Annotated in this window: 14 protein-coding genes and 2 pseudogenes; 3 read left to right on the top strand and 13 right to left on the bottom strand. The window is 71.3% G+C overall.

Annotated features, from left to right (window positions below):
- Positions 1-12 precede the first annotated feature (12 nt).
- Positions 13-1,473, top strand: a complete 1,461-nt coding sequence (locus ACIQ1J_RS23010; RefSeq protein WP_403559392.1) for an alpha/beta hydrolase family protein — start codon at positions 13-15, stop codon at positions 1,471-1,473.
- A 27-nt stretch (positions 1,474-1,500) separates the two neighbouring features.
- Here the strand turns inward: ACIQ1J_RS23010 and ACIQ1J_RS23005 are convergent.
- A pseudogene (locus ACIQ1J_RS23005) lies at positions 1,501-2,408 on the bottom strand (aminoglycoside phosphotransferase family protein).
- Between the two features lie 76 nt (positions 2,409-2,484).
- Entirely contained in the window at positions 2,485-3,069 is a 585-nt protein-coding gene (locus ACIQ1J_RS23000) for a tellurite resistance TerB family protein (protein WP_403559703.1), read from the bottom strand.
- A 198-nt stretch (positions 3,070-3,267) separates the two neighbouring features.
- On the opposite strand from ACIQ1J_RS23000, the gene ACIQ1J_RS22995 reads away from it, so the two are divergent.
- Entirely contained in the window at positions 3,268-3,744 is a 477-nt protein-coding gene (locus tag ACIQ1J_RS22995; RefSeq protein ID WP_403559389.1) for a GtrA family protein, read from the top strand.
- A gap of 15 nt (positions 3,745-3,759) precedes the next feature.
- Here the strand turns inward: ACIQ1J_RS22995 and ACIQ1J_RS22990 are convergent, their stop codons facing one another.
- The 6 genes from ACIQ1J_RS22990 to ACIQ1J_RS22965 all read right to left on the bottom strand — a co-directional run bounded on the left by ACIQ1J_RS22990 (position 3,760) and on the right by ACIQ1J_RS22965 (position 8,839).
- Positions 3,760-4,140 carry a winged helix-turn-helix transcriptional regulator gene (locus tag ACIQ1J_RS22990; RefSeq protein WP_403559386.1) on the bottom strand — a complete coding sequence of 127 codons (381 nt, stop codon included), beginning with the start codon at positions 4,138-4,140 and terminating at the stop codon, positions 3,760-3,762.
- Positions 4,141-4,563: 423 nt separating this feature from the next.
- Positions 4,564-5,004 (bottom strand): hypothetical protein, encoded by a 441-nt coding sequence (locus ACIQ1J_RS22985; protein WP_403559383.1) that lies wholly within the window; start codon positions 5,002-5,004, stop codon positions 4,564-4,566.
- Between the two features lie 76 nt (positions 5,005-5,080).
- Positions 5,081-5,749 (bottom strand): GntR family transcriptional regulator, encoded by a 669-nt coding sequence (locus tag ACIQ1J_RS22980; RefSeq protein ID WP_403559380.1) that lies wholly within the window; start codon positions 5,747-5,749, stop codon positions 5,081-5,083.
- Positions 5,750-5,920: 171 nt separating this feature from the next.
- Positions 5,921-6,646: an aspartate/glutamate racemase family protein gene (locus tag ACIQ1J_RS22975; RefSeq protein ID WP_403559377.1), complete on the bottom strand. Its 726-nt coding sequence runs from the start codon at positions 6,644-6,646 to the stop codon at positions 5,921-5,923.
- A gap of 45 nt (positions 6,647-6,691) precedes the next feature.
- On the bottom strand, positions 6,692-8,179 hold the full coding sequence (locus tag ACIQ1J_RS22970; RefSeq protein ID WP_403559375.1) for an NCS1 family nucleobase:cation symporter-1: 1,488 nt from the start codon (positions 8,177-8,179) through the stop codon (positions 6,692-6,694).
- 219 nt (positions 8,180-8,398) lie between these two features.
- Positions 8,399-8,839, bottom strand: a complete 441-nt coding sequence (locus ACIQ1J_RS22965) for a substrate-binding domain-containing protein (protein WP_403559372.1) — start codon at positions 8,837-8,839, stop codon at positions 8,399-8,401.
- On the opposite strand from ACIQ1J_RS22965, the pseudogene ACIQ1J_RS22960 reads away from it, so the two are divergent.
- Positions 8,828-9,097: pseudogene (locus tag ACIQ1J_RS22960) on the top strand (beta-galactosidase); the annotation flags it as partial. The gene ACIQ1J_RS22965 and the pseudogene ACIQ1J_RS22960 sit on opposite strands and share 12 nt — an antisense overlap.
- Before the next feature lie 81 nt (positions 9,098-9,178).
- Here the strand turns inward: ACIQ1J_RS22960 and ACIQ1J_RS22955 are convergent.
- From ACIQ1J_RS22955 to gap, 5 genes are all read right to left on the bottom strand, one after another.
- Positions 9,179-10,117, bottom strand: coding sequence for a TauD/TfdA dioxygenase family protein (locus ACIQ1J_RS22955; protein WP_403559369.1), 939 nt, complete (start codon positions 10,115-10,117; stop codon positions 9,179-9,181).
- A gap of 278 nt (positions 10,118-10,395) precedes the next feature.
- Positions 10,396-11,238, bottom strand: coding sequence for a class II glutamine amidotransferase (locus tag ACIQ1J_RS22950; protein WP_403559366.1), 843 nt, complete (start codon positions 11,236-11,238; stop codon positions 10,396-10,398).
- 50 nt (positions 11,239-11,288) lie between these two features.
- Positions 11,289-12,767, bottom strand: coding sequence for a glutamate-cysteine ligase family protein (locus ACIQ1J_RS22945; protein ID WP_403559365.1), 1,479 nt, complete (start codon positions 12,765-12,767; stop codon positions 11,289-11,291).
- A gap of 145 nt (positions 12,768-12,912) precedes the next feature.
- On the bottom strand, positions 12,913-13,410 hold the full coding sequence (locus ACIQ1J_RS22940) for a peptidylprolyl isomerase (protein WP_403559363.1): 498 nt from the start codon (positions 13,408-13,410) through the stop codon (positions 12,913-12,915).
- Between the two features lie 49 nt (positions 13,411-13,459).
- Positions 13,460-14,458: a type I glyceraldehyde-3-phosphate dehydrogenase gene (gap, locus tag ACIQ1J_RS22935; protein WP_403559361.1), complete on the bottom strand. Its 999-nt coding sequence runs from the start codon at positions 14,456-14,458 to the stop codon at positions 13,460-13,462.
- Positions 14,459-14,537 lie beyond the last annotated feature (79 nt).

Raw genomic sequence — 14,537 nt, 5'->3', positions numbered from 1 at the left:
AGGAGCCGCTTCGTGACCACACCTGACGCGCCCACCCGTGTCCCCTGGGCCTCCCACCGCCGACGCCGTCCGGCGGTGGCGGCCGCCGTCCTCGCCGCCGTCCTCCTCGGCACGCTCGGCAACGTACCGGCCGCCCACGCGCGGCCCGCCTCGCCCCGGGAGGCCGCCTGCCCGCCAGACCTGGCCGGCAAGGCGCGGTGCTACACCGGCCAGGACGCGAACGGCGCCCACTACACGATGGCCGTACCGGCCGACTGGAACGGCTCCCTCGTCGTGCACGCCCACGGCGGCCCCGGCCTCGGCGACTCCTCCGACCCGTCCCGCAGCACCGACGACCTGGAGCGCTGGGCGGTGATGGTCGGCGAAGGGTACGCGTGGGCCGGCTCCGCCTACCGCCGCGGCGGCTACGGAGCCCGGATGGCGGCCGCCGACACGGAGAACGTCCGCCGCCTGTTCGCCCAGCGGTTCGGCCGGCCGGAGCGGACCTATCTCCACGGACAGTCCTGGGGCGGCAACGTCGCAGCCAAGGTCGCGGAGACCTACGGCAGGCGGCCCGGAGCCTACGACGGAGTGCTGCTGACCAACGGTGTCCTCGGCGGCGGTTCGCGCGGCTACGACTACCGAGTGGACCTGCGGGCCGTCTACCAGTACTACTGCCACAACCACCCCCGCCCGACCGAGCCGCAGTACCCGCTGTGGCAGGGGCTGCGCCCGGACTCCACCATGACGACGGCCGGACTCCGGGCCCGTCTGCAGGAATGCACCGGGTACGCCTCCGAACCGGAGGACCGGACCGGGCTCCAGCAGCGCAACCTCGACGACATCCTCGCGGTCACCCGTATCCCGGAGCGCACCCTGGAGTCGCATCTGAAATTCGCGACCTTCACCTTCCGGGACATCGTGACGAACCGGCTCGGCGGCCGGAACCCGTGGAGCAACCGGGGTGTGCGGTACTCGGGTTCCCACGACGACAAGGCGCTCAACGCGGGCGTCGAGCGCTTCTCGGCCGACCCCGCCGCACGCCGTGACCTCTCCTACGACAGCGACCTCACCGGCAGGGTGCCCCTCCCCGTCCTCACGCTGCACGCGATCGACGACCCGACGGCCTTCGTGGAGCACGAGGCGGCCTACCGCGCCGCAGTCCGGGGCGCCGGCCGGGGCGGCAACCTCGTCCAGACGTTCACGAAGGAGGCCGAGCACAGTTCGCTGAGCGACTCCGAGTACGCCAACTCCATCTCCGCGCTGGACACCTGGGTGCGCTCCGGCCACAAGCCGACCCCGCGTTCGATCGCGGCCTCCTGCGGCGCCTTCGACGCGACGTACGGCGGCGGTTGCCTCTACGACCCCGGATTCCAACCCGCGCCGTACGGCTCGCGGGTGCGGCCCAGGCCGGGCGGACTCGGCTGGCCCGCCATGACCGCCGCTCAGGAGCGGGCGTGGAGCCGGATCGACGGGGTGGGTATCGCTCCCTAGCGCGCGGGAGGTGGGGCGGCCGACCGCTCAGCCGTTCTCCGAGAGCACCGCCCGGATCACGTGGCGGGCGTTACCGGCCATCGCCGGGTTGGTCTCGCGGTAGTACGGCAGTGCGATCAGGGCCTGGGAGAGCGTCCGTCCGCGGCCGCGCCTCCAGGCCGCGTCGTCCACGCCGAGCGCCTCGCGGAAGACCTCCCTCGCGCCGGCCGGCAGCAGATTCCAGGCCGGGAAGAGGTCGCAGGCCGGGTCGTCCGCTCCCATGCACCCGAAGTCGATCACCGAGGACTGCCTGCCGCCGTTCACCAGCAGGTTGCCCGGCATCAGATCGGCGTGCAGCCAGACCGGCGGTCCGTCCCAGGCCGGGGCCCGCAGCGCGTCCTCCCACACGGCGGCCAGGGCGTCGCAGTCGACACCTTCCCCCGGGGAGGCCGCGCAGTTCCCCGATCGCGGACCGGGTCGCCTCGTCGAGCGTGGCGAGCGGGCCGCCGCGATGGGGCCGGCGGCGCGTCCGGCAGGGTGACGCTCCGCATCGCCGCCACGAACCCGGCCAGATCCCCGGCCGGCAGCGCGGGTTCACTCAGCGCTCCGGCCTCGGGGATCTCCCCGGGCAGCCACCGGTACACCGACCACGGCCACGGATACCCTTCGGCGGGCCCGCCGTCCCCGAGCACCTCGGGGACGGCGGTGGGCAGCAGGGGCGACAGGCGCGGCAACCACTCCCGCTCCGCCAGCACGTCCCCGACCCCGCCCTCGATCAACGGCAGCCGTACGACCAGGTCGTCGCCGAGCCGGTACATCGCGTTGACCGTGCCACCCGACGGGAAGCGCTCGACAGGCAGTCCCGCCCACTGCGGGAACTGCCCGGCGACCAGGCGCCGTACGAGACGGTCGTCGAGGGGGCGAGGGCGGCCCTGCCGCGTCTGACCTGAACTCATGCGGCTCATCCGATCCCCCGACCCCGACGGCCGTCAAACGCCTTCCTCATCAGCGAGGCTGACGGACCCGGCTCGGTCAGACGCCGAACTCCGACGGCGACACGCCGAGGGCGGTGCAGGCCTCGCGGATCGCGTACTGCTCGGACGGCTCGAAGACCCCGTCGGCTCCGGCGATGACCATGCCGGTCTGGATGACCGCCCGCGCTTCCGCGGGCTTCTTGGCGGCCTTGGCGATCACCTGCAGGGCCTCGCTCTTGCCCAGCTCGAAGTTGGCGATGAGCTTGTCCACGTGCTGGTTGAAACGCTGACGGAGCTGGTCCGCCGGGAAGTTCTGCAGGACTTCGTTGGAGACGATCAGCTCCTCCACGCGCTGCCGCTCGGCCGGCTCCACCTGGCCGTCGGCCGCGGCGACCAGCGCGCACATGGCCATGCTGGCGTCCCGGTAGGCGCCGCTCTTGAGTTCGGTCTTGACCGACGCGAGCTGGGTCTTGAACATCCCGATCAGCTGGGCCTTGGAGCCGCCGGAGGACGAGCCGGGCCGGCCGGACCCCTGGTGCCCCTGATGTCCCTGCGGTCCCTGCCCGGGTCCGCCGGCTCCCCGAGTGCCCTGGGACTGCTGGAAGGTCTTGGCCTGGTCCTTGATCTTGTCCCACATCGCCACTCGTGCCACCTCGGCTTCTGTTGCTGCTGCGTGTCCGTCTTGGTCCTTGGCCGCGATTTCTCGCGGCTATCAGGATGAACGCACCCGTGGGCCGCTCGGTTCCCGAAAGGCAAAGGCCGGGCAAAGTCTCTCACGGCGGCGTAGTAGGCTGCGCGACCAGGAGTTGACGGTCGGTCGGCATGGGTGGGGGCGTGACGTGTGGCTCGGCTGAACGCGTCACCGGTCGCTCCCGAGCCCCGCGAGCCGCTCCGCGCTCCCTCCACGCGGCGCACGGTGTGGTCGCGGGAGGTCGGCTGGTTCGTCGCGATCGGCATCGTCTCGACCGTCGGTCAGGCCCTGTTGTACTGGGTGCTGCGGGTGTGGTGGCCGCCGGCCGCCGCCAACCTGGTCTCCCTGCTGGTGCTGACCGTGCTGAACACCGAGGCGAACCGGCGGTTGACGTTCCGGCACACCGCCGCGGGGGCGGTCCGTGCCCATCTGGGAGCCGGCGGCCTCTTCGTGCTCGGCTACCTGGTCACGTCCGGTGCCGTGCTGTGGTTCAGGCACGCCGAGCCCGGCGCCTCGCCCGCCGCCGAGACCGGGGTCCTCGCCGCCACGTCCGTCGCCGTCACCGTCGTGCGCTTCGTGGTCCTGCGGCTGGCCGTCTTCCGCGGCTCCGCTCCCCGGCGACGCTGAACCGGGCGGCGCCCGTCATGCCCCGAAGCGGCGACGGGAAGTCTCTATGCGGCCCAGGTACTGGTGGGTCCAGTCGCACATGTGGTGCGTCGTCTTCAGCAGTCCTCGTCCCGGCTCCGTGAGGGTGTCCTCGACCCGTTGCGGCACCGTGGGGTGCACGCGCCGCTCCACCAGCCCGTTGCGCTCCAGCATGCGCAGGCTCTGGGTGAGCATCTTGTGGCTGATGCCCTCGACCTCGTCGCGCAACTCGCTCAAACGCAGGGTGCGGCCGCCCAGTGCCACGATGAGCAGAAGTGCCCACTTGTTGGCGATGTCCGAGAAGATCTCCCGTGCCAGGGAGTCCGCGCGCGTCAGGTCCGCGTCGTCGGGCGAGCCCGTGAACTGCTTGGTCACCATCAGGTTCCCCAGTCACTGAAAAGTGCGTTCTTCCATGCCGGCGGCCGGCACCTGCCGCTCGACGCCCACGGCAGGGCCGGCCTGCGCCTGACCGTCCGGGCCCACCCGCACGGGCGCACCGTGCCCGCCGCTACCGGTACCGCTGTCGCCACCGGTACCGGTACCGAACGGCGACCGGACCGGCATGAACCGACGATGGACGTGACGGACGTGACGTCCGGACCCTCGCCGCCGGCCAGCGGCCCTACCACCCGCTGCCGTACCACCGGGGCAGCGCCTGGCCGCACGACAACGCGGTCATCGCCCTGGACCTGGCCCGTCAGGGGCTTACGCCCGAGGCGCGTACCGTCGCCGAGGGGCTCGTCGCGGCGGTGAACGGCCCGGCAGTGGGCGATCTCCACGAGCGGTGGCCTGCTTACCGACCTACTGCGGGGTCGTGCGGGCCCGGTCGTGCTCCGGCGTGCCGACGTGATGGCGGCAGTCCGCGTCGTGCCGTGCGCCCAGAGAGGTCCACCACCGCTCGCAGCAGTCGTCGCGGAGGGAGACGCGGGCGGCGGCGGGGCGGGTGCATCCCGGGCCGTGCACGGCCCCGTCGGAGTTCTGCCAGAACGCGCAGCAGGGCTTCAGCGTCGCGGCGAGCGGCTGCCGCAGGCGGGGGCGTGCCAGCCGCTCGGCGCGCTGCGCCCGCGCGACCCGCAGCCGGTGTTCCGTCCGGGCGCGGGCGGCACACCAGGCGAAAACCGCGGCGGCGTACAGGCCGGGCAGGCCGAGCCACGGGTGGTGGGTGGCCGCGTATCCGGCCGCCGCGAGAAGGAGGGCGGCGGCGGCACGGCACGCGCGGGCGGTGCGCAGGCTCGGCGTCACAGGGGACTCCCGTGGGTCGGCGACGGAGAGGGCCTCGGGACATCCGTATGCCCGCTGTTCGCCACCGGAAGCCACGCTAAGGCTGTTCGTTCTCCTGCGCCCGTTCCCGCGCGTGGTGGCCCAGGGCCGCGCTGCGGCTCGTCGCCAGGTGATGGAGGGCGAGCGCCTGTACGCGCTCGACGTCGCGCTCCGCGATGGCCTGGTAGAGAGCCTCGTGTTCCAGCGCCACGGCCAGCAGGTCGTCGTGCTGGCCCATGAGCCACCGCAGCCGGCTGCGCAGGACGCGCTCGAGTTCGTTGAGGAGCTCGTTGGCGGCCAGGGAGATGACCGTCCGGTGGAAGTCGGCGGCAGCCCGGCGGGCCCGTACCGCGTCGTCCGCGCGGGCCGCCTCCAGTTCGGCGTCCACCGTCGCGCGGAGCTTCTCCAGCCCGGGACGTGTGTGCCGCTGGGCGGCGAGCCGGAACGCCAGAGTCTCCAGGCCCGAACGGACCTCGTCGAGATCGGCGATGTCGCTCGTGGTGAACTCCCGTACCACCGCCCAGGACCGCGGCCGAGGCGTCACCAGGCCCTCGGACACCAGGGTCTTGAGGGCCTCCCGGACGGGCAGCCGACTCACGCCGAGCGCCTCGGCCAGCTCCCGTTCCACCAGGCGGCTGCCCGGCCGCCGCGCACCGTCGACGATCTCGTCGCGCAACAGCCGCGTGACCCGCTCGGACTCGGGCGTGAAGCCCTCTGACGCAGCCATCGCCGTCCTTCGTCTGTCTTCCCGTTCCGAGGCGCGCCGACCGCGCCGGTGCGGAGCGTCGGTCGGGCGGCCCGTCAGAATACCCCGCGGCCGGTGTACGGCCGGTGCGGCCGGTGTGCCGCCGCCCATAGGGGGCGCGGGACGGGGGGAGAGGGACGGGACGCAGCGGTTTCAGACCGCCTGCGGGGGCCAGTTGACGATCCGTTTGGGGCGCGGTCGGGCGTAGGTGCGCACCTTGGACGTGGACAGGCCGAGCCGGACCAGTGACTCGGCGATCGTCACGGCGGCGGCGATCCCGTCGACCACGGGGACACCGGCGCGTTCCACCACGCGTTCGGCGAGGCCGGCCATGCCGCCGCAGCCCAGGCAGATCACCTCGGCGCGGTCCTCCTCGACCGCGCGGGCGGCCTGCGCGGTGATGGCGTCCACGGCGGCCTGTTCGTCCCGTTCCAGTTCCAGTACGCCGAGCCCGCTGGCGCGCACGGAGGCGCATCTGGCGCTCAGCCCGGCCACCTCCAGCCGCTCCTCGATCAGGGGGACCGTGCGGTCGAGGGTGGTGACGACGGAGTAGCGGCGGCCCAGGAACTGGGCGGTGCTCGCCGCGGCCTCGGTGATGTCGACGACGGGGACGTCGAGCAGTTCCTGAAGACCCTCCCGGCCGTGTTCGCCGTACCCGGCCTGGACCACCGCGTCGAACGGCTCCGGGTGCGCGCGGACGGTCTCCATCACGGCGATGGCGGCGAGGTAGCTCTCGTAGTTCCCCTCGACGGACTCCGCGCCGAAGGCCGGGGTCAGGGGAACGATCTCGGTGCCGGGGGAGGCCGCGCCGGCCGCCTGCTTGCCGATCGCGTCGGTGATGGACTGCGTGGTGTTGACGTTGACCACGAGGATGCGCATGGGCGGGCCTTCTGCTCGGGTGGGTGTGGCGCGGCGACGGCGGAGCTATTCCGCGGCGACGGCGATGGCTTCGCCGTCCACGTCGCGGATCGGCGAGGCACGGTCGGCGATCAGCGCGTACAGCGCCGCCGCGATGATCGCGCCGATGAACCAGGAGAATCCGGCCGCGGCGTGGAAGTAGGGCACCAGGGCGACGACGACGGCGATGGCGGCGCTCGGCACGAAGGCGGCGACGGCCCGCGGGTTGTAGCCGCGGCGGTAGTGGTACTCGGCGCCCGCTTGCTCGGTGTAGAGGGCCGGCACGTTCACCCGGGACCTCCGCAGCAGCCAGTAGTCCGCCATGATCACGCCGAAGAGGGGGCCGAGCAGGGCGCCCAGCCCGCCGAGGAAGTAGTTGACGACGACCGGGCTGTTGTAGAGGTTCCAGGGTGTGATCACCAGGCCCAGGACCGCGCTCACGAGGCCGGCCCGGCGGAAGTCGAGCCGGTGCGGGAACAGGTCGACCAGGGCGTAGATCGGCGCCACGAAGTTGGCCAGCAGGTTCACCGCCACGGTCAGGGCGATGAGGGCGAGTGAGGCCACGGCCAGCAGGAACATGTTGGGGATGGTCCTGACGATGTCCGTCGGGCTGGTGATGACGTGCCCGTCGAGAGTGAACTGGGCTCCGCTGAGGATCGCCACGATGACGGCGAAGAAGAGCATGTTCACGGGGATGCCGATCACGTTCCCGCGGACGATGGAGCCGCGGCTCCTCGCGGACCGGGTGAAGTCGCAGAAGTTCAGGACGAACGTCCCGTAGATCACGACCCACAGGGCGGCGGCCTGCAGGACCTGGAGCCACATCGCGCCGCCGCTGAGCGGCTCGCCGTTGGACAGGCTGATCGAGCCGTCCGCCCGGACGAACATCCACACCGCGAGGGCGCACATGGTGAGCAGCGTGGTGGGCGCCGCGAAGGCCATGTACCGGCGGATCATCTGCATCCCGTAGCTCACGATGACCACTTGCAGGGCCCACAGGACCAGGAAGGTGATCCAGCCGAGCGTCGACTGACCGAGCAGGGAGTTCGTGTCCAGGCGTGCCAGGCCGGGGAACATCGCCACCAGCAGGGTGCTCAGCACCGCGGAGGCGAGGTAGGTCTGGATACCAAACCAGGCGATGGCGACGGCGCCTCGAACGGCGGCCGGGAGCTTCGCTCCTTTGATGCCGAACGCGATGCGGCTCATCACGGGGAAGGGGACGCCGGTCTTGTGTCCCATGAACCCGGACAGCGTCAGCAGCAGGAAGAGCAGGACCGACGCGAGCCCGAAGGCGGCGAGGATGCCCCACACGTTCAGTCCCAGGGCGAACAGCCCGATCGCGAAGGCGTAATTCCCAAGGCTGTGAACGTCGTTGGCCCACAGCGTGAAGACGTTGTAGGCACCCCAGCGGCGCCCTTCCCTCTTCGTCGGGGCCAGGTCGTACGTGTAGAGGCCCGGACTGGGGGCGGTGTCGCTGGTCTCCACGGGCGAGCGGCGGTCTTCCAGGGCAGTCATGCGGGACTCCTGGGATCAGGTGCGGGGGATTGGAGAGTTCCACAAAGCGGAAGCGGCGTTCCGATGAACAGAACGTAGTTTTCGCCAAACGGCACCGTCAAGAGGTCTGCGGCAAAATGGAATACCATTTTGGAGCGAGCGTGCCCCGGCCTGCCCGTCACCGCCCGCATCCGGCCCGTCGCGGGCCTGCCGCCCGCGCTCGCCGCACCGACCGCCCCCTCAGCGCCGCTCGTGGCCCTCCGCGCGCTCTCTCAGGACGAGCCGGTGGGCCACGATGCGGTCCTGGGGCGACAGCACACCCGAATCGGCGCCGTCACTCACGCCGTCCGGTCCCGTCGCCTCCTCGATGCGGCGCTGCAGCAGTTGCACGGCGACCTTGGCCACCGCCGCCTTGTCGGGGGCCACCGTGCTCAGTGTCGGTACGCTGAAACGCCCGCCCTCCACGTCGTCGAAGCCGATGACGGCGACGTCCTCGGGTACTCCGACGCCGTGCTCATGCAGGGCGCGCAACGCGCCCAGCGCCAACTGGTCGTTGAGACAGAGCAGCGCGTCGGGCCGCGCGCCGTCCCGCAGTGCCCGCGTCACTGCCTCGGCGCCGTCGGCATCCGGAAGGAGTCGACCGGCAGCAGGGCCGCCGGATAGGCGAGTGTGCCCGCTCACTCCGCACCGCGCCCGGAGTACCCGCGACCGCAGTTCGTGCGCCGCGACTGGCTCGACCTGAACGGCGCCTGGCAGTTCGAGACCGACCGAGGCGACAGCGGACTCGAACGAGGCCTCCTCGACCGGGAGCTGCGGGAGGAGATCCTCGTCCCCTTCCCGCCCGAGTCCGAGCTGTCCGGCATCGCAGACACCGACTTCCAGTCGGAGGCGGCCGCCGACCGCTCCGGCGAGGACCGCACCGTGTCCTGGGGCGCCCGGCCGCGGACGAGGAGCAGGACGCGGCGTAGCGGCACCCGGGGCCGCAGGCGGCGGACCGCCGTCTCCGGCCCCGGCACGGGGTCAGAAGGGACGGTCGCCCTCGATGGCGACGCGTTCGGCGACACGGCGGTCGGAGCCGTAGTCGCCCACGGCGTAGTGCTGCGTGGCGCGGTTGTCCCAGAAGGCGACGTCGCCGGGCTGCCAGCGGAAGCGCACCTGGTACTCGGGAACGTGCGCCTGCTGGAAGAGGAAGCGCAGCAGCCGGTCGCTCTCGTCCCGGTCCATGCCGGTGATGTGGGTGGTGAAGGACGTGTTGACGAACAGCATGCGCCGCCCGGTCTCGGGGTGGGTGCGCACGACGGGGTGCTCCACGGGCGGGAAGAGGTCCTGGTGCGGGATCAGCCGCTCGGGACCGTAGAACCTCGCGAAGCCGGGGATGAAGTCGTGCACGGCGCGGGCACCGTCGATGCGGTCCTTCACCTCCTGCGGGAGGTTGTCGTAGGCGGCCGCCATGTCCGCCCACATGGTGTCCCCGCCGAACGGCGGGACCTCGCGCAGCTGGAGGACGGCGCCGAGCGCCGGCCGCTCGCGGAACGTGACGTCGGTGTGCCAGACGTTCTCGTACGTGGGGGTGGCCCCGTCGGCCTTGTCGAAGCGGACGACGTCCTCGCTGGAGCCTGCGGCGAGCAGGGGGTTGGTCTCCAACTCGCCCCAGTGGCCCGCGAAGTGGCGCTGCCGGTCGGAGGTGAGGTGCTGGGCGCGGAAGAACAGCACCTTCCACTCCAGCAGGGCGCGGTTCAGTTCCTCGCGCAGCGCGGAATCGAGCGGGCGCGAGAGGTCGACGCCTCTGATCTCGGCGCCGATCGTGCGCGCCTGCGGAACGACCTCGAAGAGTTCGTAGGGCCGTTCCTCCCACCCCGCCGGCAGTCGGCGCAGCACACGCCGGCCCTCGTACATTCCGTCCTCCGGAACGCGTGCTTCTCGCAGACGGGTGATCGGGCCGGCGGCAGTGACGGTCATGGGGGTCCTCCCCTTGTGTGGCGGTACGGGTGGGCCGGGCCATGGCGGTACGACGTCATCGCCGGACGGGCCCGGGAAATGAAGGTGTTCCGGACTGTTCGCCGGAAGGAACACCGATCGGCTCACGACGCGGTACGCGTCGGGCCCTCGGTTCGAAGACGGCCGTTATCGGCCGGAGCGCTCACAGCCGGTTCGTTCGGGCACGCGGAGACACTCCGCCGTGGTGCCGAGCCGGTATGTGGTCATGGCACCGATTGTGTGATCTTCTCGCGCTCGTGTCAACGGGGCCGGACGGGCTGCGGGACGAAGGGGAGCATCGCATCGCCCTCGGGCTGGACCACGCCGTAACTGCTTTCGGGCACCTTGTTCCAGACGCCGGGCAGATCACCCAGGGGTTCCGAGACGATGAGGCGGGTCTCGTCGGACGCCTCCCGGAGGAACGGCAGGTCGGGCTGGAGGGCCCGCAGGCTCTCCACACGTGAGCTGTAGTAGAGCGACCGTGACTCCCCCTGGCTGGAGTAGCGGAAGGCCCACAGCCGCAGCCCGTCGGTCACGGCGACCGTCATCTGCATCGGGTACTCCACGTCGTGCCGGTGTCCGACCTCCTCCACCATCCCCGCCATCCGTGCCACGGCCGTCGGAGGATCGTCCTCCAGGCCGAACGTGAGGGCCAGGAAGAACATCATCTCCGAGTCCGTCGAACCCTCGATGTGCGTGAAGAGCCGCGGATCGACGGCCAGGGCGAGGTCGCGCCGGACGCGGTGGAACTCGGCGATCGCGCCGTTGTGCATCCACATCCAGCGGCCGTGGCGAAACGGATGGCAGTTGGTCTGCTGCACCGCGCTGCCCGTCGAGGCCCGGATGTGCGCGAAGAACAGGGGTGAGCGGACATGGCTCGCGATCTCCCGCAGATTGCGGTTGCTCCACGCCGGACCGATATCCCGGACGATCGCGGGCGTCGTCATCTCGGGCCTGAACCATCCGACGCCGAACCCGTCCCCGTTCGTCGTCTCGACGCCCATCCGGGCGTGCAGGCTCTGGTCGATCAGTGAGTGCTGCGGCTGGTAGAGGATGGTCTCCAGCAGCACGGGCGTTCCCGAGTAGGCAAGCCATCGGCACATCGTCTGCCGCCTCCCTGGTCCTGGGCGCGTGCCGCGCGGGGCGGCGGCCCTCAGTCGACCGGCCAGGTGTGGACCGGGGCGTTGAGGTGCATGTAGTCCATGTACTGCCGGGTCATCCGGCGCAGGGCCTCGTGGCGGCCCGGATGGACGGAGGCGTCGATGTGGTGGAACATCTCCTTCTGCCAGACCGCGCCGTTTCGCCCGGTGACGCACCGCTGCTCGATGATGCCGAGCAGCGGCTCCCGCCAGGCCGCGTCCATGCCGGAGAGCTCCAGTCCCCGGTGCGCCAGCGGCAGCAGCCGCCGCAGGACGAGTTCGGGCACGGTCACCTCGCCCACGCCGGGCCAGTACAGCTGTGCCTCGATGCCGTGCCGGGCCGCGGTGTGCAGGTTGTCCTCGGCGACGGAGAAGGACATCCGCGACCACACCGGCCGTTCCTCCTCCACCAGGGCGCGGGTGAGCCCGTAGTAGAAGGCGCCGTTGGCGAGGGTGTCGGCGACGGTCGGGCCGGCGGGCAGCACGCGGTTCTCCACCCGGACGTGCGGTTTGTCGTGGGCGACGGCGTAGACGGGCCGGTTCCAGCGGTAGATGGTGCCGTTGTGGAGGGTGAGCTCGCCCAGGTCGGGGACGTCACCCCGGTCCAGCGTCTCCACCGGGTTCTGCTCCTCGCACAGGGGCAGCAGGGCCGGGAAATAGCGCAGGTTCTCCTCGAAGAGGTCGAAGACGCTGTTGATCCACCGCTCCCCGAACCACACCCGGGGCCGCACGCCCTGCGCCTTGATCTCCTGCGGCCGGGTGTCGGTGGCCTGCTCGAACAGCGGGATACGGCTCTCGTGCCAGAGTTCCTTGCCGAGCAGGAAGGGCGAGTTGGCCGCGAGGGCGACCTGGACTCCGGCGATCGCCTGGGCCGCGTTCCAGTAGTCGGCGAACTCGTCGGGGGACACCTGGAGGTGGAACTGCGTGCTGGTGCAGGCGGCCTCCGGCATGATCGTGTCCGCGTAGGTCCGCAGGCGGTCGACGCCGTCCACCTCGATGTGCAGGTCCTCGCCCCGGGCGGCGAACACCTGATCGTTGAGCAGCCGGTAGCGCGGGTTCTCCGACAGGGCGGCCTCGCCGACGTCCGCCTCCCGCAGCGTGGGCAGGGTGCCGACCATGATCAGATGCGCGCCGATCGACGTGGCACGGTCCTCCGCGTGGTTCAGGGCGGCGCGGATCTCGGTCTCCCAGGAATCGGGGCCGCCCGCCGTCAGCCGGCGGGGCGGGATGTTGATCTCCAGGTTGAACCGGCCCAGCTCGGTGGCCCAGGCGGGGTCCGCGATCGCTTCGAGCGCGTCGCTGTTGCACATCGCGGGCTCGGCCCCGTCATCGACCAGGTTCAGCTCGATCTCCAGCCCCACCTGGGGCCGCTCGGTCTCGAACCGTGACTCGCGCAGCATCTGCGCGAAGGCCTCGAGGCACTCCTGCATCTTGCTCCGGTACCGGCGGCGGTCCTCGCGGGTGAAGACCAGCGCCGGGACGTCCCGTCCCATCGGCCCTCCCGGGTTCGCTCGGATGCCTCTCCACCCCAGCGTCGCACCACCTGGCGCCCCTCACCAGACGGGACGGCAAGGGGGCCCACCGCACGGTGTGCGGTGGGCCCCCTTCGGTTCAGGTCCTGGTGCGGCCGATCAGCCCTCAGATCTTGCCGGACTCCCGCACCGTGATCTTGGCGGAGGTGCGGCCGGCCGGGGAGGAGCCGTAGCCCTCGATCTTGTCGACCACGTCCGTGCCCTCGACGACCTTGCCGAAGACGACGTGCTTGCCGTCCAGCCAGGGCGTGGGGACCGTGGTGACGAAGAACTGCGAGCCGTTGGTGTTCGGGCCCGCGTTCGCCATGGAGAGCAGGTAGGGCTCGGTGTGCTTCAGCTGGAAGTTCTCGTCCGCGAACTTCTCGCCGTAGATGCTCTTGCCGCCGGTGCCGTCGCCCCGGGTGAAGTCACCGCCCTGGAGCATGAACTGCGGGATCACGCGGTGGAACGGGGAACCCGCGTAGCCGAAGCCGTGCTCGCCGGTGGCCAGCTCGAGGAAGTTCTTGGCGGTCTTGGGGGTGACGTCCTCGAAGAGCTCGAAGACGATGCGGCCCGCATCCTGGCCGGCGATGTCGATGTCGAAGTAAACCTTGGAATTGCTCATCGCACCATTGTGACGTGCGAGCCCCCGTGATGTCGCACCGGCCGTGCTTTCAGCGTGTGGCGAGCAGTCCGAGCGTGTCGATCACACGGTTCGAGAAGCCCCACTCGTTGTCGTACCAGGCGACCACCTTGACGTGGCGGCCGTCGACGCGGGTCAGGGCCGAGTCGAAGATCGACGAGGCCGGGTTGCCCGTGATGTCCGAGGAGACCAGGGGGTCGTCCGAGTATTCCAGCACGCCCGCGAGGGGCCCCTCGGCGGCGGCGCGGTAGGCGGCCAGCACGTCGTCCCGCGTCACGTCACGGACGACGGTCGTGTTCAGTTCGACGATCGAACCCACCGGCACCGGCACCCGGATCGAGTCGCCCGACAGCTTGCCGTCGAGGTTCGGCAGCACCAGGCCGATCGCCTTGGCGGCGCCCGTCGTGGTCGGCACGATGTTGACCCCGGCGGCGCGGGCGCGGCGGGGGTCGCGGTGCGGACCGTCCTGGAGGTTCTGCTCCTGTGTGTAGGCGTGCACCGTCGTCATGAAGCCGTGCTCGATACCGGCCAGCTCGTCGAGGACCGCGGCCAGCGGCGCGAGCGCGTTGGTCGTGCAGGACGCGTTCGAGACGATCGTGTGCGCGGCCGGGTCGTACGCGGCGGTGTTCACGCCGTACGCGAGGGTGACGTCGGCGCCGTCCGACGGTGCGCTGACCAGGACCTTCCTCGCGCCCGCGGTGAGGTGGGCGCGGGCGGCGCCGGCCGAGGTGAAGCGGCCGGTGGCCTCCAGCACGAGCTCGACGCCGAGCTCGGCCCAGGGCAGCCGCGCCGGCTCGCGCTCGGCGAGCACCTTGATGCGGTGGCCGTCGACGACGAGGGTGTCGCCGTCGACGGTCACCGGGCGGCCGAGCCGGCCCGCCGTCGAGTCGTAGGCCAGCAGCCGTGCGAGGGTGGCGGGCTCCGTGAGGTCGTTGACGGCGACGACCTCGAGCTTGCTGTCGCGTTCGAGCAGGGCGCGCAGCACGTTGCGTCCGATGCGGCCGAAACCGTTGATGCCGATGCGAGTCATGAGTGGTGTCCCTTCGGGTGCGCCGTGCGGTCCGCCACCAGACTCCCGCGCGGCGTCCGCCGACGGCAGCGGCGTGAGT

Origin of the sequence: Streptomyces sp. NPDC097107, from assembly GCF_044762405.1 — a bacterium.
Classification (GTDB): domain Bacteria; phylum Actinomycetota; class Actinomycetes; order Streptomycetales; family Streptomycetaceae; genus Streptomyces; species Streptomyces thinghirensis.
This window is presented reverse-complemented; position numbering and strand designations above follow the sequence as displayed.

Coding starts and splice junctions, on each gene's coding strand:
- ACIQ1J_RS22990 (WP_403559386.1), bottom strand. CDS start 4,140: ATGGTGACCAAGCAGTTCACGGGCTCGCCCGACGACGCGGACCTGACG.
- ACIQ1J_RS22980 (WP_403559380.1), bottom strand. CDS start 5,749: ATGGCTGCGTCAGAGGGCTTCACGCCCGAGTCCGAGCGGGTCACGCGG.
- ACIQ1J_RS22975 (WP_403559377.1), bottom strand. CDS start 6,646: ATGCGCATCCTCGTGGTCAACGTCAACACCACGCAGTCCATCACCGAC.
- ACIQ1J_RS22970 (WP_403559375.1), bottom strand. CDS start 8,179: ATGACTGCCCTGGAAGACCGCCGCTCGCCCGTGGAGACCAGCGACACC.
- ACIQ1J_RS22955 (WP_403559369.1), bottom strand. CDS start 10,117: ATGACCGTCACTGCCGCCGGCCCGATCACCCGTCTGCGAGAAGCACGC.
- ACIQ1J_RS22950 (WP_403559366.1), bottom strand. CDS start 11,238: ATGTGCCGATGGCTTGCCTACTCGGGAACGCCCGTGCTGCTGGAGACC.
- ACIQ1J_RS22945 (WP_403559365.1), bottom strand. CDS start 12,767: ATGGGACGGGACGTCCCGGCGCTGGTCTTCACCCGCGAGGACCGCCGC.
- ACIQ1J_RS22940 (WP_403559363.1), bottom strand. CDS start 13,410: ATGAGCAATTCCAAGGTTTACTTCGACATCGACATCGCCGGCCAGGAT.
- gap (WP_403559361.1), bottom strand. CDS start 14,458: ATGACTCGCATCGGCATCAACGGTTTCGGCCGCATCGGACGCAACGTG.